Raw genomic sequence first — 18924 nt, 5'->3', positions numbered from 1 at the left:
GGCTCAAACTGAAAAAGTTTGAGCTTTTTATTTGTATAATAAAGCAGGAAGAATCAATGTACATATGGAATACAACAATAATTAAATTGAAACAGAGAGAGGAAATGAAATGAAAAGAGTATGGAAATCAATGGATTATTCATTATTACTTCCTCTTGTTATCTTATGTGTGCTGGGAGTTATAATGGTATATAGTTCTAGTTCCATTGTTGCGATTTCGAGGTTTGATAAACCAGCAAATTTCTTTTTTAAAAGACAATTAATTACTTTAGCTGCTGGGACAATAGTATTAATAATTCTTGTTATTATCCCATATAAAGTGTGGAGAAAACGAATCTTTTTATTGGGGAGTTATGGAATTAGTGTAGCATTATTAGCAGCAGCTGCCTTCTTTGCTAAAGCGGTAAATGGTGCAAATGGATGGATATTTGGAATACAGCCTGCGGAATTTGTTAAGATAACAGTTATTCTCGTATTGGCCCATTTCTTTGCGAAAAGGCAAGAAACGAATACGTCTGTTTTTAAAGGATCAGGACCAGTACTTTTAGGTGTTGGTTTAATCATGTTTTTAATTTTAAAGCAAAATGACTTAGGTACCGATATGTTAATTGCGGGAACAGTAGGAATTATGTTTCTTTGTTCAGGAGTTAATGTAAATTTATGGATAAAGAGATTCTTGTTAACATCTATAGTATGGGCTCCGGCGTTGTATTTTCTTGGGAGTTATAAATTAAGTCAGTACCAAAAAGCACGGTTTTCTGTTTTTCTTGATCCATTTAGCGATCCGCAAAAGGATGGATTTCAATTAATAAATTCGTTTATTGGAATTGCTTCGGGAGGGCTAAATGGTAGAGGATTAGGAAATAGTGTACAAAAGTATGGTTACTTACCAGAACCACAAACGGATTTTATAATGGCAATTATATCTGAAGAACTTGGTTTTATAGGTGTGGCTATTATTTTAATCTGTTTATTACTTATAATTATTCGGGCCTTTAGAGTTGCACAAAAGTGTAAAGATCCATTTGGAAGTTTAATAGCTATCGGAATTGCAAGTTTGTTTGGAGTCCAAACATTTGTTAATGTTGGTGGTATGTCTGGATTAATACCACTTACAGGAGTTCCTTTACCGTTTGTTAGTTATGGCGGGAGTTCCTTATTAGCTAATCTACTCGCGATGGGGATATTACTCAATATTGCTAGTCATGTAAAACGACAAGAGAAACAACAGAACGAGAGAGTTAAAGAAAGAGAACAAGGTGGACCACATCTTGTAGTTGTAAAATAAAACACATTGTGCTTTAGAGCATGATGTGTTTTTTATTTTTAAGTAGTTTTAAATATGATGTATTAATTTATCTTTCAAGTAAATTGTATATCACATTAATAAAAAAAGTGATATACAATTAAGTTGTTAGAAAAGGAAGAGGTATGCTATACTATTTTTGTGAGACAAATTGCTCAGAAAACTTATCATTTGTTAAAAAATAAGGTATGATGGATAAAAATAAAGTGAAGCTTTCTAAGTATAATATAATGTGGAAAGTGAAGAACTTCACGCTCTTTATGGTGTGTATATATTTTATCTCTAGAGTGGTAGGAAAGTAGAGGGGGAAAATCATGACAAAGCTGCAACGTATTCAAAAAGTATTGGTAGCTAACCGTGGAGAGATTGCAATTCGTGTGTTTCGAGCTTGTTCGGAACTGGGATTAAAAACAGTTGCAATCTATTCTAAAGAGGATAGTGGTTCTTATCATCGTTATAAAGCCGATGAATCCTATTTAGTTGGGGAAGGAAAAAAGCCAATTGATGCTTATCTAGATATTGAGGGCATTATTGAGATTGCGAAAAGTAATCATGTAGATGCAATCCACCCTGGATATGGTTTCTTGTCAGAAAATATTCAATTCGCAAAACGTTGTGAAGAAGAAGGGATTATCTTTATCGGTCCAAAAAGTAAGCATTTAGATATGTTTGGAGATAAAGTAAAAGCAAGAACACAAGCGCAGCTAGCACAAATTCCAGTTATTCCTGGTAGTGATGGGCCAGTAGATTCATTAGAAGAAGTCGGAAAATTTGCTGAAAAGTATGATTACCCGATTATTATTAAAGCTTCCCTTGGCGGGGGCGGTCGTGGTATGCGTATTGTACGTACTAGTGAAGAATTAAGAGAATCGTATAATCGAGCGAAGTCAGAAGCAAAAGCAGCCTTTGGTAATGATGAAGTATACGTAGAAAAATTCGTTGAAAAACCTAAACATATAGAAGTTCAAATTTTAGCAGATGAAGAGGGCAATGTTGTTCATTTATACGAGCGAGACTGTTCTGTACAACGTCGTCATCAAAAAGTAGTAGAAATTGCACCTAGTGTGTCGCTTTCAGATGATTTGCGTCAGCGTATTTGTGATGCTGCTGTAAAGTTAACGAAAAATGTAAATTATTTAAACGCAGGAACAGTTGAATTTCTTGTAAAAGATGATAATTTCTATTTCATTGAAGTGAATCCGCGTGTTCAAGTAGAACATACAATTACAGAAATGATTACAGGAGTCGATATCGTTCAATCACAAATTTTAATAGCTGATGGACATGCATTACATAGTAAAATGGTAGGTGTTCCAAAGCAAGAGGAAGTTGTTGTACATGGATTTGCAATACAATCTCGTGTAACGACTGAGGATCCACTAAATAATTTCATGCCGGATACAGGAAAAATTATGGCATATCGATCAGGTGGTGGATTTGGGGTTCGTCTTGATACAGGTAATAGTTTCCAAGGTGCTGTTATTACACCGTACTATGATTCTTTACTCGTAAAAGTTACAACATGGGCGCTTACTTTTGAACAAGCTGCTGCAAAAATGGAACGTAACTTAAAAGAATTCCGTATCCGTGGTATTAAAACGAATATTCCATTCCTAGAGAATGTAGTAAAACATAAAAACTTCTTATCAGGGGAATATGACACTTCATTTATTGATGCGTCACCTGAACTATTCTTGTTCCCGAAACGTAAAGACCGCGGAACGAAAATGTTAAATTACATTGGGACAGTAACAGTAAATGGCTTCCCGGGGGTAGGGAAAAAAGAGAAACCAATTTTCCCAGATGCTCGTATACCGAATGTATTACACTCAGAGCCAATCCAAAATGGAACGAAACAAATTTTGGATGAGCGTGGAGCAGACGGATTAGTAAAATGGGTACAAGATCAAAAACGTGTACTTTTAACGGATACAACATTCCGTGATGCGCATCAGTCATTACTTGCAACGCGTATTCGCACAAAAGACTTACACCAAATTGCAGAGCCGACAGCGAGAATGTTACCGAACTTATTTTCAGCAGAAATGTGGGGCGGTGCAACGTTTGATGTTGCATATCGTTTCTTAAAAGAAGATCCGTGGGAACGATTACTAGATCTTCGTGAAAAAATGCCAAATGTTTTATTCCAAATGTTACTTCGTTCTTCAAACGCGGTTGGTTACAAAAACTATCCGGATAATTTAATTCAAAAGTTTGTGGAGTGTTCTGCCCAAGCTGGAATTGATGTGTTCCGTATTTTTGATAGCTTAAACTGGGTAGAAGGTATGAGAGTTGCGATTGATGCTGTACGAGATACTGGTAAAATTGCAGAAGCAACGATGTGTTACACAGGGGATATTCATGATCCACTGCGTAGTAAATATGATTTAAATTACTATAAAAATTTAGCAAAAGAATTAGAAGCATCAGGAGCTCACATTTTAGGTATTAAAGATATGGCGGGCTTACTAAAACCAAATGCAGCATATGATTTAGTTTCAGCATTAAAAGAGACGGTATCGATTCCGATTCACCTGCACACACACGATACGAGTGGAAATGGTATATTAACGTATACGAAGGCAATTGAAGCAGGTGTTGACATTGTCGATGTAGCAGTAAGTTCTATGGCTGGTCAAACGTCACAACCAAGTGCGAACACGCTATACTATGCGTTAGGTGGAAACGAAAGACAGCCAGATGTTAATATAGATTCATTAGAAAAATTATCTCATTACTGGGAAGATGTACGTAAATACTACGCACCGTTTGAAAGTGGTATGAATGCTCCTCATACAGAGGTATATATGCACGAAATGCCAGGCGGACAGTATAGTAATTTACAACAACAAGCGAAAGCGGTTGGCTTAGGCGATCGTTTCGATGAAGTGAAAGTAATGTACCGCCGTGTGAATGACATGTTTGGTGATATTGTTAAAGTAACACCATCATCTAAAGTTGTTGGTGATATGGCATTATTCATGGTTCAAAATCACTTAACAGAACAAGATGTTTTAGAGCGTGGACATTCTATGGACTTCCCAGGATCTGTTGTTGAAATGTTCTCTGGAGATTTAGGACAACCATATGGTGGTTTCCCGAAAAAGTTACAAGAAATTATTTTAAAAGGGAAAGAACCATTAACAGTAAGACCAGGTGAATTATTAGAACCAGTAGATTTCGACGCGTTAAAAGAAGAGCTATTCCATAAACTTGGACGCGAAGTGACGATGTTTGATGTAGTTGCATATGCATTATATCCAAAAGTATTTATGGATTACGAAAAAGTTGCTGAGATTTATGGAAATGTATCTGTGCTTGATACACCGACATTCTTCTATGGTATGAGACTTGGTGAAGAAATCGATGTGGAAATTGAACAAGGTAAGACACTGATGGTTAAACTAGTATCAATTGGAGAGCCTCAGCCGGATGGAAATCGTGTGCTTTACTTGGAGTTTAACGGTCAACCACGTGAGATTGTTGTGAAAGACGAAAGTGTGAAAGCGACAGTTGCACAACGTGTGAAAGGAAACCGTGAAAATCCAAACCACATTAGCGCAACAATGCCAGGAACGGTTATTAAAGTAGTTGTAAAAGAAGGCGATGAAGTGAAAAAAGGCGATTCTATGGCAATTACAGAAGCGATGAAAATGGAAACGACAGTTCAAGCGCCGTTTAATGGTAAAGTGAAAAAAGTATATGTTAACGATGGAGATGCAATTCAAACGGGTGACTTACTCATTGAATTAGATCACTAAAATAAAAAAGAGTTGTGGAAACACAGCTCTTTTTTATTACGAAAAAATACCTTGCCAATTCGGGCAAGGTATTTTCATTTATTTTGTTTGTTTAGAAATTGATGCAGCTTCTTTTGCATTCACTTTACTTCTTGTACCTAACATAACTAAATAGCATAGTACAGCAAACAAGCAAGAAATGAATAGGGAATGTAATAATGCCATTGATAAACTAGCATTTGTAAATACGACTAAAATTCCTACGATAGCTTGAAGTGTAACAAGGATAAATGAGATGATCCATCCCCAGTATACGACAGGCTGCTGTTTGTAATGGCGGATAGCGAGAATCATCGCGTATAGTATCCAAGCGAAAATTAACATCGCTGCAACTCTATGTCCCATTTGAACCCATTCATGTAATTGAGTTGGCATAGGTCTATTTTTGCTGCATAAAGGAAAGTCTGGACAGGCTAAGCTAGCTCGTTCGTGACGTACTAAAGCCCCTGTGTAGACAACAATATAACTGTAAATTGTTACACCATAAATATGAAATTTCATTTTTTTGTCCATAATAAGTGAACGTGCATCGAATTTTTGGTCAATTTCAAAGATAAGACACGTTAATAAAATGACAGAAGCAAATGAAATTAAGGAAATACCGAAATGGATAGCAAGTACAGCTGGCATTTGCCCCCAAACAACCGCTGCGGCTCCCATTAATGCTTGTGCAACTAAAAATACGAAGGATAAAATTGCTAACGTTTTTGTTTCGCGCACATGTTTATAATATTTCCAGGACAAAATACAAAGGAGAGTGACAAGAATTCCTGCTGATCCTGATGTAAGGCGATGACTTAGTTCAATAATAGTTTCCATTGATAAATTAGATGGAACAAATTCACCGTTACAAAGTGGCCATGATTTACCGCATCCTTGGCCAGAGCCTGTTTTTGTAACTAAGGCGCCTCCTAATAAAACTATTAATAAATCAAGACTCGTAATGACTGCTAACCATTTAATAAAGCGTTGCAATCTCTTTCACCATCTTTCTGCTATGAAGTTATTGCGAAATATTTTCATTCCATTATGTATAGAATAAAACGCGCTAGTTCCTATGATATATAAAAAATAATAAAATAGCAAAGAAATGGAGGGGGAAGACAGGGAAGAGAAAACGGGTGTGGAAATAAGGTTTATAAGGAAATTTTTAGGTGAAGAATAGGCTATTTTGAAAAGAAATGGGGAGAATACGTGTTAAATATGACAAAAAAGTTTATTATAGAAGGTAACATCATGTTATGATATGGATAAGTAACAATTAAGTTTTTTATGTTCGACACAAAAAGTTCATGTTTTCTTCACAAAATGTTCGGGAAATATGATTTAATATATTGGAGTATGGGCGTAGATTAGTAGTAGAATGGGTTAACAATGTTTCTACTGTAATAATATTGCTATATAGAAGCGAAATATTTCAATTTGAAATAGGCGCAAAAAGAAAGACGAAAGTTTTAAGAGGGGGTTAAAGTGATGAACCATGCAACAAGTGAGCTGCATGATGAGTCTGCTGTTACAAGCGTACCGGAAACAACTCGGTTACAAGATTTAAAAGCGCTCGTTAAAATGGGGATTGTAAACTCAAATACACTTACTGTATTTACAGGATTTTGGTTGGCATTACACTTTAATGGATTAAGTGTAATGGACAATCTGGATAAGTTATTCTTTACAATCGTTGGTTCTGGATTAGTTATGGCAGGGGTATGTTGTTTAAACAACTACATTGATCGAGACATCGATCCATTAATGGAAAGAACAAAGACCCGTCCAACGGTTACTGGAAAGTATAAACCAGGATTTGCACTTACATTTGGACTAGTTATATTACTTCTTGGTTTTGTATTTTTATTATTAACAACACCAATGGCAGTCTTAATGGGATTTATTGGTGCTTTCACATATGTTGTTCTATATAGTTTATGGACAAAGAGAAAGTATACACTAAATACTGTTGTAGGTAGTATATCTGGTGCAGTTCCACCTTTAATTGGATGGGCAGCAATCGATCCATCTTTAGGCCATCCAATTGCTTGGATGTTATTTTTAATTATGTTTATTTGGCAAATCCCACATTTCCTTGCATTAGCAATGAAACGTGTTGATGAATATCGAAACGCAGGAATTCCAATGCTTCCTGTAGTTCATGGATTTGAAATTACGAAACGCCAAATTATGATTTGGACAGTATGTTTATTACCACTACCATTTTATATGAGTGGACTAGGGATAACATTTATGGTAATTGCAACACTGCTTAACATCGGATGGATCGTTTTAGGATTTTATGGCTTCCGTAAGAAAGATGACATCAAATGGTCTGTGCAAATGTTTGTTTATTCCCTAAATTATTTAACAATCTTATTTGTATCAATGATTGTAGTTACATTCTTCTAAGACAACGACATAATTGGATTTCTTTACGTTGAGATTTACTTTACTTAACTATAAAGTACAATCTAATTCACAAGGAAAGTGGGGGTTGTTTGTATGAAGAAACAGTGGCGACTGCTTTCGTTCGTTTCACTGCTGGCTTTACTGTTAGGGGGATGCGGTAAAGCCTTTCAATCTACTTTAATTCCGCAAGGAGAAGTAGCAAAAATGCAATATGATCTGCTCTTACTAGCAAGTGCAATCATGGTAGGAGTAGTACTAGTAGTTACTATTATTTTCTTATATGTAATTGTGCGTTTCCGACAAAAGAAAGGTCAGGAAGATTATATTCCGGAGCAAGTTGAAGGGAATCACAAACTAGAAATTATATGGACAGTTATTCCGATTATTCTTTTGCTAATCTTAGCTGTTCCGACGGTTACATATACATTCAAACTTGCTGATGTAAGTGCGATGGAGAAAAAGAATATTGATAAAGATACTATCGTTGTTGATGTAACAGCGAATCTTTATTGGTGGGAATTTTCTTATAAATCAGAAAAGATAGTAACTTCTCAAGATTTAGTCATCCCCACAGGTAAGAAAGTGTATTTGAATTTGAAGGGTGCCGATATTAAACATTCGTTTTGGGTTCCATCTTTAGCTGGGAAAATGGATACAAATACAGATAATGTGAACAAAATGTGGTTAAAGGCAGATAAATCGGGCACTTATAATGGTTTTTGTACAGAATTTTGCGGCCCATCACATTCTTTAATGCAATTCAAAGTGAAAGCTTTAGATGAAAGCGAGTACAAAAAGTGGCTTGCTGATATGAAGAAAATTGATGGGAAGAAAGAAGTAGCTTCAACAAAGGCGCAAGAAGGCCAAGAAATATTTAATAAAAGCTGTATTGGTTGTCACGCAGTTGGATCTAATGATAGTAGACCACCTTCCGCTCGTATCGCACCAAACTTAGCAAACTTTGCGGATCGCGATACAGTTGCCGGCATTGCTGAAAACAATGAAGAAAACTTAAAAAAATGGCTGAAAGATCCTGAAAATATGAAACCAGGAAATAAAATGACTGGTAAATATGGCAACTTAACAGACGATCAAATTGATGCATTAAATGCATACTTACAAACGTTAAAAGTTGAAAAGTAAAGAGGGATTATTCGCGAAGGGGAGGTTGAAAACGTGAGTTCTGTAGCAAAAAAACAGGGGATGGGTGCTGTCATATGGGATTATTTAACGACAGTAGACCATAAAAAGATTGCCATTCTCTATTTAATTGCAGGTGGATTGTTTTTTATAATAGGCGGAATAGAAGCTCTATTTATTCGCCTTCAATTAGCGATTCCTAACAACGCTTTTCTTGTTGGGGATGCTTATAATCAAGTATTAACTATGCACGGTACAACAATGATTTTCCTCGCAGCTATGCCACTCGTGTTTGCATTTATGAACGCCGCTGTACCACTTCAAATTGGTGCACGTGATGTAGCGTTCCCGTTTTTGAATTCACTCGGATTTTGGTTATTTTTCTTTGGTGGAGTATTTTTAAATTTAAGTTGGTTTTTAGGTGGAGCGCCTGATGCAGGATGGACATCTTATGCATCTTTAGCTTTAGCCTCTAAAGGCCATGGTGTTGATTTTTATGTGCTTGGCTTGCAAATCTCCGGTATAGGTACATTAATTGGAGGTATTAATTTCCTTGTAACCATTATTAATATGCGTGCGCCAGGGATGACGTATATGCGTATGCCGATGTTTACGTGGACGACATTTGTAACATCTTCATTAATATTATTTGCTTTTCCACCGTTAACTGTAGGATTAGGACTTTTAATGTTAGACCGCTTATTTGGAACAAGTTTCTTTAATCCAGCACTGGGCGGGAATACAATTATATGGGAGCACTTATTCTGGATTTTCGGTCATCCAGAAGTATACATTCTTATACTCCCAGCTTTCGGAATATTCTCAGAAATCTTCGCGACGTTTTCGAAAAAACGATTATTTGGTTATTCGTCGATGGTGTTTGCGACAGTATTAATTGGATTTTTAGGGTTTATGGTATGGGCGCATCATATGTTTACTGTTGGGCTTGGTCCAGTTGCAAATGCTATTTTCTCAGTTGCAACAATGGCGATTGCCGTTCCGACCGGTATTAAAATATTCAACTGGCTCTTTACAATGTGGGGCGGAAGTATTCGTTTTACGACACCGATGATGTGGGCAGTAGCCTTCATTCCATCATTCGTAATGGGAGGAGTTACAGGTGTTATGCTAGCATCTGCACCAGCTGATTATCAATTTCATGATAACTATTTCGTAGTAGCTCACTTTCATTATGTAATTGTCGGTGGTGTTGTATTTGGTTTACTTGCAGGAGCCCATTATTATTGGCCGCTGATGTTTAATAAAGTATTGAATGAAACGTTAGGAAAGATAACATTTTGGTTATTCTTTATCGGTTTCCATTTAACGTTCTTTATTCAGCATTTCCTTGGCTTAATTGGTATGCCACGTCGTTACTACACATATCTTGAAGGTCAAGGGTTGGAAATGGGCAATATGATTAGTTCTATTGGAGCGGTATTTATGGCTCTTGGAACGATTGTTCTTCTATTCAATGTAATTAAAACAACAGTATCAAAAGAAAAGGCTGGTCGTGATCCGTGGGATGGACGTACATTAGAATGGACAATGCCAGCACCTACACCAGAATATAACTTTAAACAATTACCATTTGTTCGCGGGTTAGATCCGTTTTGGATTGAAAAACGTGAAGGGAATAAAGAGATGACAGCGGCGGAACCAGTGGGTGATATTCATATGCCAAATCCATCATTTTCACCATTTATCATTTCTTTAGGATTGTTTATAGCGGCATTCGGTGCAATGTATATGCAGGGTGGAAAAGATAAGTTTTGGTTATTAGTAGCAATTATCGGTTTAATTATTACGTTTGGTACAATGTTCCTACGTTCAGTAATTGATGATCATGGATATCATATTCATAAAGAAGATTTGGAAGATAAGGGGGGCAAGGCGTAATGCATGTAGATGAAAAATTAACGAATGAAACATTTCCAGCAGAGCCTGAAAAAGCAACCCTTGAGGGGAAAAATAAGTTTGTCGGTTTTTGGTTATTTCTTGGAGGCGAAACAGTATTGTTCGCTTCCTTATTTGGCACATATTTAGCGTTAAAGAATTCTACAAATGGCGGACCAACATCTCAAGAGATGTTCCAAATGCCACTCGTTTTCATTATGACGATGCTTTTATTAACGAGTAGCTTAACGAGCGTATATGCGATGTATCATATGAAAAACTTTAATTTTAAGAAAATGCAACTTTGGCTACTAGTAACAGTGTTGCTAGGTTTAGGGTTTTTAGGATTTGAGATATATGAGTTTTATCATTATACGCATGAATTTAAGCATACTATGAGAAGTAGCGCATTTGGTTCCGCGTTTTATGCTCTTGTTGGTACACATGGACTCCACGTATTGTTTGGATTGTGTTGGATTTTAACATTAATCTTTAGGAATGCGAAGAGAGGTCTAAATTTATACAATGCACCGAAGTTTTATGTTGCATCGATTTATTGGCACTTTATTGACGTAGTTTGGGTGTTTATTTTCACTGTAGTATATTTAATGGGAATGGTGGGATAAACAATGGCGATAAAGCAAACGAATAATCCTAAAGTTGATCTTGTTTATCGGAAAAGAAAAAGTGCGGAGGAAATGAAGCATCAAGTTATTACATTTGCATTAATGATTTTTTTAACATTAGTTGCATTTGCAGCGGTAGCATATCCGAAAACTTTTAGTCCGACTTTTTCAGTACCATTTATTTTACTATTAGCGGTGGTACAAGTAATTTTTCAATTGTATTATTTTATGCATATGAGTCATAAAGGACATGAAGCGGCAAGTTTCTTTCTTTATTCTGGTCTGTTGATCGGATTAATTACAATTTTAGCTTTTATGACAATTGTGTGGATTTGAAAAGTGAAGAATAAGGGAGCTTGTGTTGACACAGCTCCCTCTTCATGTTATGTGAACGGATAACCTTAAGAAGGTAGGTGTGAAAATGAGTAACTTGTGGATATTTGGTTTTCAAGCGCTATGGAGTCCAATCTTTTTATTATTTATGCTTTCGATCCTCATTGGATATTTTTTAATTATTGGGCCGTATAGAATGCGATTTGAACATGCGACAAAGGTAAGTAAGAAGCAAGTTTTTTATTTTACGACTGGAATTGTTCTTTTGTATTTTGTAAAGGGAGGGCCTATTGATTTAATTGGTCATATTATATTTAGTGCACATATGTTTGAAATGGCAGTTATGTATATTGCCGTTCCGCCTTTGTTGTTGCTTGGTATACCAGTTTGGTTATATCGTTATATTACTTCTTTTAAGTTCGTTCAAATTATATTAAAGATATTTGCTAAGCCACTTATTGCATTGTTTGTATTTAATGGCCTGTTTTCTTTTTATCATTTACCAGTTGTTTTTGATGCAGTAAAACAAAGTCAAATTGCTCATCCTATCTGTCTCGCTATATTGTTCTTTACGGCAATCATGATGTGGTGGCCGATGCTAAATCCATTACCAGAATATCAAACGTTAAGTGATATAAAGAAACTTGGTTATATGTTTGCTAACGGTATATTATTAACGCCAGCTTGCGCGTTAATTATTTTTGCAACGGCGCCGTTGTTTGCAACATATACGGATCCGGCTGCTTGGATGAAGGCGATGGAACTATGTGTACCGGCGGGAACTTTATCTGATTTAAATATAACTGGACCAGAATTTTTACACTGGATGCCGATCGTACAAGACCAACAAACAGGCGGCATCATTATGAAAATTGTCCAGGAAATAGTGTACGGTACAATTATTGGTTATGTGTTCTTTCGATGGGCGCGTCGAGAGCGTGAAAAGGATAAAGAGCAGTTACAACAATTGCCGCCGTATTTACAAACGAAGTAAAAAAGTGTATGGGTTTCCATACACTTTTTTAGTTTTACTAAACTTCAATAGATTGAATTTTCTAATTATTTATGTTAAGTTAGTGTAGGCATGTACTAAAGTGGATATAAGATTTACTACTAGCTTTAATGCATAATAATTCCATGTGTAGTACAAGTTTTTTTGAGAGTTACAAATTTATATTGTTATCTTTAATAAAACAAGGACTATTTTAAGGGGGAATTTAAATGGGTAGTAGTGGAAGTATGGTAAAGCCAATTAGTGGTTTTTTAGCAGCATTAATACAATATCCAGTACCGGTAGTAGAGTCACGTGCAGACATTGATAAACAAATTAAACAGATCATAAAAACAATTCATTCAACTAAAGCAGGGTATCCTGGATTGGAATTGATAGTATTTCCAGAATATAGTACGCAAGGGCTTAATACAAAAAAATGGACTACAGAAGAGTTTTTATGTACAGTCCCTGGGCCAGAAACAGACTTGTTTGCTGAGGCATGTAAAGAGTCTGAAGTATATGGTGTTTTTTCTCTAATGGAAAGAAATCCTGATGGTGGAGAACCGTATAATACAGCAATAATTATTGATCCACAAGGTGGTGCGACACGTTCCTAAGTGAAAAGCTTAGGCATTGTCGAACTTACAGTTCAACAGTGAACTGTCATTCCAAGAAGTCAAATGATAGGGTAACGCCTTGAAGGGCTTCCTTTAATACTCCGACATGCAGTGAAGTTAGCAAGAACTGAACTGTATGAAGCTCGGTGAAGTCGGTTGAGAGTTACCGTAATCCTATAGGATACGAAAGTCACTCAGAGGTGGGTGGTGTAACCTATAAACCGGAAGTCTATAAATTACCTATGGTTAGTATGCACTATGAACCAATAGAGTATGGTATGTGCGGACGAATCTCTGATGGTACGGGTCTATATCGGAAGTAAGTCGAAAGGCTTACTGACACAATTAGTGTCGCTACTGTGGATGAGTAAAACTCGCCTTTATGAAAGTCCATATATTGTTACAGGCAATATCAAGGTAGCAGGCTCATAGGAGAAACCTAACGGTATATGCACAGATAGGAATGACGGAACGTGGTAAGCTGTCAACACTGAGGGCTTGCTTCCGATGAAGTGGTTCTAGGGAAAACAATTGTAAATTGTATAACCTAGGTTTATGACAGTGAAAGTGGTGGCACAGTACCTATGAAACGTGTAATGAACGTGGAGGGATAGCCACTAGTCGATTGAAAACTGACTGTTACTTATGGTTGACATGGTTTCGAGTAAGACTAAAGAGATGTAAACCTCCAGTAAATAAGGGGAGGTTACAGCCCATGTTAAAGAAAACTAAACTAAGGCACAGTGAATATTACGACATGCAAAGAAAGTATGATGAGTTATATTCTAATAGCCTTAATGGTAACAATTTCTATAAATTAATTGATATTATCGGTTCGGAAGAAAATATTAGATTAGCATACCGCAACATCAAAACTAATAAGGGGAGTAACACGGCTGGAGTTGACAATTTAACCATTAAAGATATTTGGCACCTAAACGATACAAAGATTATTCATGAAGTTAGGAAACGATTAAATAACTATCAACCACAAGCAGTTAAAAGAGTCCTTATCCCAAAAGAGGGCAGTGATAAGAAGCGACCCCTGGGGATTCCAACAATTTGGGACAGATTAGTACAACAATCTATCCTCCAAGTATTGGAACCTATTTGTGAAGCTAAGTTTCATAACCATAGTTATGGATTTAGACCGAACAGAAGTACACACCATGCACTAAGTAGAGTTGTAAGTCTTATTAACATAGGTCACCAACACTACTGTGTTGATATTGACATTAAGGGGTTCTTTGATAATGTATGCCACAAAAAGCTATTAAGGCAAATGTGGACTCTGGGAATAAGAGACAAATCACTTCTATGTGTTATTTCAAAAATCCTTAAATCTGAGATAGAAGGAGAGGGTATTCCCAATAAGGGTACTCCGCAAGGAGGAATTATTTCTCCTTTACTTTCCAACATTGTTCTAAATGAACTTGATTGGTGGATAAGTAGCCAATGGGAAACCTACAAACCTCACAGAATCTCTACTCGGCATTTAGGGTTTCGACAATATGCTAGGAAGTACACGAATCTAAAATGTGGTTATGTAGTGAGATACGCGGATGACTTCAAAATAATGTGTCGGACTTATGATGAAGCACAACGCTTTTATCATGCGACAGTTGATTTTCTCAAATCCCGCTTGGGATTAGAAATTAACCCCAAAAAGTCCAAAGTGGTTAATCTCAAGAAAAACTCGTCAGTTTTCCTTGGATTCAAAATCAAAGTGGTTAAACAAGGTAAAGCTAAATTTGGATATATTGCAAAAACCAGTATGTCCGACAAAGCTATTACAAAAGCTAAAAGACAACTAAAAGAACGAATCAAAGGAATTCAAAAGGAGCCCACTTCAGAGAAAGTTACTCAATTTAATTCAACCCTTCTTGGTATACAAAATTACTTTAAATATGCGGTTACAATTTACATGGATTTAACGGAGGTAAATTACTCTCTGCGAAGAGTCATAAGAACCAGACTTAGAAACAATATGAAGCACATGAAGTTCTGTGAAACATCTGTGAATTTTAAAAGGAAGACCAAAGGAATACAACCTAACACTAAGATTTACGTTGTACAGAACACTCCACTCTTACCAGTTACAGGAATACATCATAAAAACCCGTGGAATTTTTCGCAGGTTATCTGTAACTATACGGAAACGGGGCGTAATAAAGTACATAGTAATCTTAAGGCAATACCTAAGGATGTTCTCAACCAAGTTATGAGGACTTATTCGAAGAATAAAAGTATTGAGTACAACGATAATAGGATATCAAAATACGTTGCTCAATATGGTAAGTGTTATGTAACTGGTGAGGAAATTGGTATTGAACGTGTTCATTGTCATCACATTGTTCCCATTAAACAAGGTGGGGATGACAAGTACAACAACTTGGTAATTGTAGATTGGTTTATACACAAACTGATTCACATGACGAATCTTAATAAGATTACACATTACCTTCGGTCTTTTAAACTTAACAAGAAACAAATGGATAAACTGAATGTGCTAAGAACTAAAGCTGGAAATGAACCGATAGTAACATAATTTGATTTTAAAGTCAGTTGGAAACGATGGAACGCCGTATGCTAGGAAACTAGCACGTACGGTGTGAGGTGGGGGAAAAGGTGGAGATTACATCAAAGCCTTACCTATCATCATAAATGATTTTGAAGTATCGTAAGCTAAATCCTTGGGTGCCAGTTGAACCTTGGAAGGCTGGAGATTTAGGTTTACCTGTTTGTGATGGACCAGGAGGAAGTAAATTAGCTGTTTGTATTTGTCATGATGGTATGTTTCCTGAAGTAGCTCGTGAAGCAGCTTATAAAGGTGCAAATGTCTTGATTCGTATTTCTGGATATAGCACACAAGTTAGTGAACAATGGATGTTAACTAATCGTTCGAATGCATGGCAAAATTTAATGTATACATTGTCGGTGAACTTAGCCGGTTATGATGGTGTATTTTATTATTTTGGTGAAGGACAAGTATGTAATTTTGATGGGACTACTTTAGTGCAGGGACACCGAAATCCTTGGGAGATTGTTACTGCTGAAGTATATCCAGAGCTAGCAGATCAAGCTAGATTAGGATGGGGTCTCGAAAATAATATATATAATCTAGGTTCAAGGGGATATGTAGCGACTCCTGGTGGGGTGAAAGAAAACCCATATACGTTTGTAAAAGATTTAGCTGAAGGTAAATATAAGGTTCCTTGGGAAGATGAGATTAAAGTAAAGGATGGAACTATTTATGGATATCCAGTCAAAAAGACGATTCATTCTTAAGTAAGATAAATAGAACAAGCGCATCATATTGATGCGCTTGTTCTATTTACTCAATGATTTGGAATTCTTTTAACTCTTTTTCGATATTTTGTAGGAGTTGTTCGCTTTTTTGAATGACATTCGTTGGGAAAGTTTCACCATCACCATATTCAACGCCGTGAGGATAATAATGTTTACCTAATAAGGGAGGGAGTAGCTTTATTTCAGCGTGTCTGCTGCCAATGTCACCTTCAACAGCTAAACCTTGTACACGTAAATAATAAACATCGTTTAATATTTCGAATTTATAATCGTATGTAACTCGTTCATAATCCCACTGTCCAGCAAGTACAAAATGGTTCTTTTCCATAATCTCTGTTAATAGTGTTAAATCAACGACTGCCCCATTAAATTTCGTATTTGTAAATTGCATAAAATACCTCCTTTTTTAATGTTACACCATTATTTTTATAATAGTATGAATAATAAGAAAGTGCAATTCATATTGAGAGAAAAGGGATAATCCAGACTTTTTTTGCGAAAATATGATATAGTGAAAAGAGTACGGTACACACAAAAAAAGGAAAGAAAAGGATTTGTGTATATCTCAATTTTATGTTTTTTGCAGGAGGTATATCGATTGAAGAAATTATTGCGTATCGTAATGATTACAATTTTAATTTTAGCTGTTGATTTATACGGGAAATTACTCGTTTCACAATATATATTAACCCCATCTCAATCAAAGCAAGAAAATAAAATTGTGAAAAAGAAAAAACAAGTAAATGAAGACTCTTCTGATACGGTTTTAAATATGATTGGTGGGGACTCTGAAAATTTATTAGCAAAATGGGGCGAACCTTCTCGAATAGAACCATCTGCTTACGGATATGAATGGTGGGTATACAATCAAGATTTAGCTCAGTATGTTCAATTTGGGGTTGCTGAACGTAAAATTGTAACGGCGTATGTCGCTGGTGAGCAAGTTAAGGTGCCACCTTATTATATAAATGAAAAGTATGAAGATGTGTATAAAAAGAATCCACTTTCTCATGAGATTTCGTTAAAAAGAGGAAAGAATAGTTATCAATTTGAGTTATCTGATACCGAAGTGATGGAACAACCATTAGTACCAGTAGAAGATGGTTGGGCACAATTATATTTTGATCATTTTACGCATGAGCTTGTCGGTGTTCGTTATATGGATGACGAAACGTTATTGCGTCAAAGACCGTATCAGCTCGTTTATTCGGGTGAATTATTAGCAGAACAACCATTAACTCCAGATAAAATGAAACAAATAGAGAATGGGAATATGCAACAAATTTTTGATTTAACAAATATTATTCGAAGTCGTCATAATTTACCGTTATTAGCGTGGGACCAACAAACGGCAGAGGTGGCAATCGGTCATAGTAAAGATATGAAGGATAATAATTACTTTTCACACGATTCACCTACATTAGGTACGTTAGGAGATCGTTTACAGCGCGGGAAAGTAGGGTTTCAACTTGCTGGTGAGAACATAGCGGCGCAACATAGTGATGGGGTTGCGGCATTGCAAGGTTGGTTAAATAGTGAGGGACATCGAAAAAATTTATTGAATGAACAATTTACAGGATTAGGTGTTGGCGTATACGATAAGTTTTATACACAAAACTTTATTCGGAAATAAAATGAAACTGTAAATTGTGGATGGGAATCTTCCCCTATGCAAATAGTAGGATAAAAAGGTGCATGAATCGTCTAAAAATAGGCGAACCATGCGCCTTTTTTTTCTTATTATATAGTAGATATACATGAAGAGGTGAGGATTATGCCGACAACAAAAGGACCGTTACATCCATCGGTTCAACAGTTTAAAGAGTTTGTAAACCATCACCCTAAAATGCTTCATGAAGTTCGAAGTGGTCATAAAACTTGGCAACAGTTTTATGAGGAATGGTACTTACTTGGTGAAGAAGATCCAATATGGGCAACTTTTAGACCGGATGGAGCGCCTGCTTTTTCTTCGGTAAAAGAAAAGAAAAAAGAAAATGGAAAAGAAAAGGATACTCGAACTGAAGAGGAAAAAACTGCTGATGTGATGGGACAAATGCTTTCTTTCTTTAAAAAGTTAGACGTGGAACAAATGCAACATCATTTAGCCAATGTGACGAGTGCTATTGGGAGTGTGCAACAAGTTTTTCAACAATTTCAAGGAAAACGCACGCAGCAAGAAGAGAGTACTTCCGAAAATAATCCATTTTTCTTTCAGAAGGATTAGGAGGAAAGCGGATGAGAGCAGAAATTATGGAGTTTATAAAGGCTGATGAGGATTTATCTCGCTATATTAGGGAGCAACCTTACTGGTATAGAAAACTAACGCGAAACCCTGAAGAAAAAGAGGCATTTGAGTTAGCAGCTATGCAACATTTCAAAAAAACGATACCAGATAAAGTTGAGAAATTTCAAAATCAATTGGCAGTTGCTTCCATTATGATTGATATGTTTCAGTATATGAAGCAGCAAAATGCAACATAATTGGAAGGGAAAACTATGTCCGTCA

Annotated in this window: 14 protein-coding genes and 2 pseudogenes; 14 read left to right on the top strand and 2 right to left on the bottom strand. The window is 36.2% G+C overall.

The window, feature by feature from the left end:
* Nucleotides 1-109: 109 nt before the first annotated feature.
* A complete protein-coding gene (locus EGX95_RS18485) occupies nucleotides 110-1288 on the top strand; it encodes an FtsW/RodA/SpoVE family cell cycle protein (RefSeq protein WP_000832766.1) in 1179 nt (392 codons plus the stop codon).
* A 332-nt stretch (nucleotides 1289-1620) separates the two neighbouring features.
* Nucleotides 1621-5067, top strand: a complete 3447-nt coding sequence (gene pyc / locus EGX95_RS18470) for a pyruvate carboxylase (protein WP_000164063.1) — start codon at nucleotides 1621-1623, stop codon at nucleotides 5065-5067.
* Nucleotides 5068-5145: 78 nt separating this feature from the next.
* Here pyc and ctaA read toward each other — a convergent pair whose 3' ends face one another.
* A complete protein-coding gene (gene ctaA / locus EGX95_RS18465) occupies nucleotides 5146-6081 on the bottom strand; it encodes a heme A synthase (RefSeq protein WP_001188736.1) in 936 nt (311 codons plus the stop codon).
* Between the two features lie 498 nt (nucleotides 6082-6579).
* Between ctaA and ctaB the strand changes: the two genes are divergently transcribed.
* From ctaB to EGX95_RS18420, 9 genes and pseudogenes are all read left to right on the top strand, one after another.
* Nucleotides 6580-7503 carry a protoheme IX farnesyltransferase gene (gene ctaB / locus EGX95_RS18460; protein ID WP_001015058.1) on the top strand — a complete coding sequence of 308 codons (924 nt, stop codon included), beginning with the start codon at nucleotides 6580-6582 and terminating at the stop codon, nucleotides 7501-7503.
* Between the two features lie 93 nt (nucleotides 7504-7596).
* On the top strand, nucleotides 7597-8646 hold the full coding sequence (gene coxB / locus EGX95_RS18455; protein ID WP_000745271.1) for a cytochrome c oxidase subunit II: 1050 nt from the start codon (nucleotides 7597-7599) through the stop codon (nucleotides 8644-8646).
* A gap of 60 nt (nucleotides 8647-8706) precedes the next feature.
* Complete coding sequence (gene ctaD / locus EGX95_RS18450) at nucleotides 8707-10542, top strand: cytochrome c oxidase subunit I (protein WP_011040617.1); 1836 nt, start codon at nucleotides 8707-8709, stop codon at nucleotides 10540-10542.
* Entirely contained in the window at nucleotides 10542-11165 is a 624-nt protein-coding gene (ctaE, locus tag EGX95_RS18445; protein WP_000557861.1) for a cytochrome c oxidase subunit III, read from the top strand. Before ctaD ends, ctaE begins: the two co-directional genes overlap by 1 nt.
* Before the next feature lie 3 nt (nucleotides 11166-11168).
* Nucleotides 11169-11501: a cytochrome c oxidase subunit IVB gene (gene ctaF, locus EGX95_RS18440; protein WP_000985699.1), complete on the top strand. Its 333-nt coding sequence runs from the start codon at nucleotides 11169-11171 to the stop codon at nucleotides 11499-11501.
* Between the two features lie 85 nt (nucleotides 11502-11586).
* Nucleotides 11587-12492 (top strand): cytochrome c oxidase assembly factor CtaG, encoded by a 906-nt coding sequence (gene ctaG, locus EGX95_RS18435; RefSeq protein WP_000069012.1) that lies wholly within the window; start codon nucleotides 11587-11589, stop codon nucleotides 12490-12492.
* A gap of 227 nt (nucleotides 12493-12719) precedes the next feature.
* Nucleotides 12720-13091, top strand: a pseudogene (locus EGX95_RS18430) (nitrilase-related carbon-nitrogen hydrolase); the annotation flags it as partial.
* A 733-nt stretch (nucleotides 13092-13824) separates the two neighbouring features.
* On the top strand, nucleotides 13825-15657 hold the full coding sequence (gene ltrA / locus EGX95_RS18425; RefSeq protein WP_000914978.1) for a group II intron reverse transcriptase/maturase: 1833 nt from the start codon (nucleotides 13825-13827) through the stop codon (nucleotides 15655-15657).
* A 116-nt stretch (nucleotides 15658-15773) separates the two neighbouring features.
* Nucleotides 15774-16397, top strand: a pseudogene (locus EGX95_RS18420) (formamidase); the annotation flags it as partial.
* 46 nt (nucleotides 16398-16443) lie between these two features.
* Here EGX95_RS18420 and EGX95_RS18415 read toward each other — a convergent pair.
* Complete coding sequence (locus EGX95_RS18415; protein WP_001160940.1) at nucleotides 16444-16809, bottom strand: YugN family protein; 366 nt, start codon at nucleotides 16807-16809, stop codon at nucleotides 16444-16446.
* A 207-nt stretch (nucleotides 16810-17016) separates the two neighbouring features.
* Here EGX95_RS18415 and EGX95_RS18410 point away from each other — a divergent pair, with 207 nt between their 5' ends.
* The 3 genes from EGX95_RS18410 to EGX95_RS18400 all read left to right on the top strand — a co-directional run bounded on the left by EGX95_RS18410 (nucleotide 17017) and on the right by EGX95_RS18400 (nucleotide 18899).
* Entirely contained in the window at nucleotides 17017-18051 is a 1035-nt protein-coding gene (locus EGX95_RS18410; protein WP_000735391.1) for a CAP domain-containing protein, read from the top strand.
* Between the two features lie 141 nt (nucleotides 18052-18192).
* On the top strand, nucleotides 18193-18642 hold the full coding sequence (locus tag EGX95_RS18405) for a YlbD family protein (RefSeq protein WP_001143326.1): 450 nt from the start codon (nucleotides 18193-18195) through the stop codon (nucleotides 18640-18642).
* Between the two features lie 11 nt (nucleotides 18643-18653).
* A complete protein-coding gene (locus EGX95_RS18400; RefSeq protein ID WP_001200990.1) occupies nucleotides 18654-18899 on the top strand; it encodes a YlbE-like family protein in 246 nt (81 codons plus the stop codon).
* Nucleotides 18900-18924: the final 25 nt, after the last annotated feature.

It is taken from the genome of Bacillus sp. FDAARGOS_527, assembly GCF_003812125.1.
GTDB lineage: Bacteria > Bacillota > Bacilli > Bacillales > Bacillaceae_G > Bacillus_A > Bacillus_A paranthracis.
The sequence above is the reverse complement of the archived record's forward strand: the minus strand, read 5'-3'. Positions and strand labels throughout refer to the sequence as shown.

What these genes read in the sequence shown, in the direction of transcription:
- ltrA (WP_000914978.1), top strand. Translation starts at nt 13,825, where the DNA reads ATGTTAAAGAAAACTAAACTAAGGCACAGTGAATATTACGACATGCAA.
- pyc (WP_000164063.1), top strand. Translation starts at nt 1,621, where the DNA reads ATGACAAAGCTGCAACGTATTCAAAAAGTATTGGTAGCTAACCGTGGA.
- EGX95_RS18400 (WP_001200990.1), top strand. Translation starts at nt 18,654, where the DNA reads ATGAGAGCAGAAATTATGGAGTTTATAAAGGCTGATGAGGATTTATCT.
- ctaG (WP_000069012.1), top strand. Translation starts at nt 11,587, where the DNA reads ATGAGTAACTTGTGGATATTTGGTTTTCAAGCGCTATGGAGTCCAATC.
- EGX95_RS18485 (WP_000832766.1), top strand. Translation starts at nt 110, where the DNA reads ATGAAAAGAGTATGGAAATCAATGGATTATTCATTATTACTTCCTCTT.
- ctaE (WP_000557861.1), top strand. Translation starts at nt 10,542, where the DNA reads ATGCATGTAGATGAAAAATTAACGAATGAAACATTTCCAGCAGAGCCT.
- ctaF (WP_000985699.1), top strand. Translation starts at nt 11,169, where the DNA reads ATGGCGATAAAGCAAACGAATAATCCTAAAGTTGATCTTGTTTATCGG.
- ctaB (WP_001015058.1), top strand. Translation starts at nt 6,580, where the DNA reads ATGAACCATGCAACAAGTGAGCTGCATGATGAGTCTGCTGTTACAAGC.
- ctaD (WP_011040617.1), top strand. Translation starts at nt 8,707, where the DNA reads ATGGGTGCTGTCATATGGGATTATTTAACGACAGTAGACCATAAAAAG.
- EGX95_RS18405 (WP_001143326.1), top strand. Translation starts at nt 18,193, where the DNA reads ATGCCGACAACAAAAGGACCGTTACATCCATCGGTTCAACAGTTTAAA.
- coxB (WP_000745271.1), top strand. Translation starts at nt 7,597, where the DNA reads ATGAAGAAACAGTGGCGACTGCTTTCGTTCGTTTCACTGCTGGCTTTA.
- EGX95_RS18415 (WP_001160940.1), bottom strand. Translation starts at nt 16,809, where the DNA reads ATGCAATTTACAAATACGAAATTTAATGGGGCAGTCGTTGATTTAACA.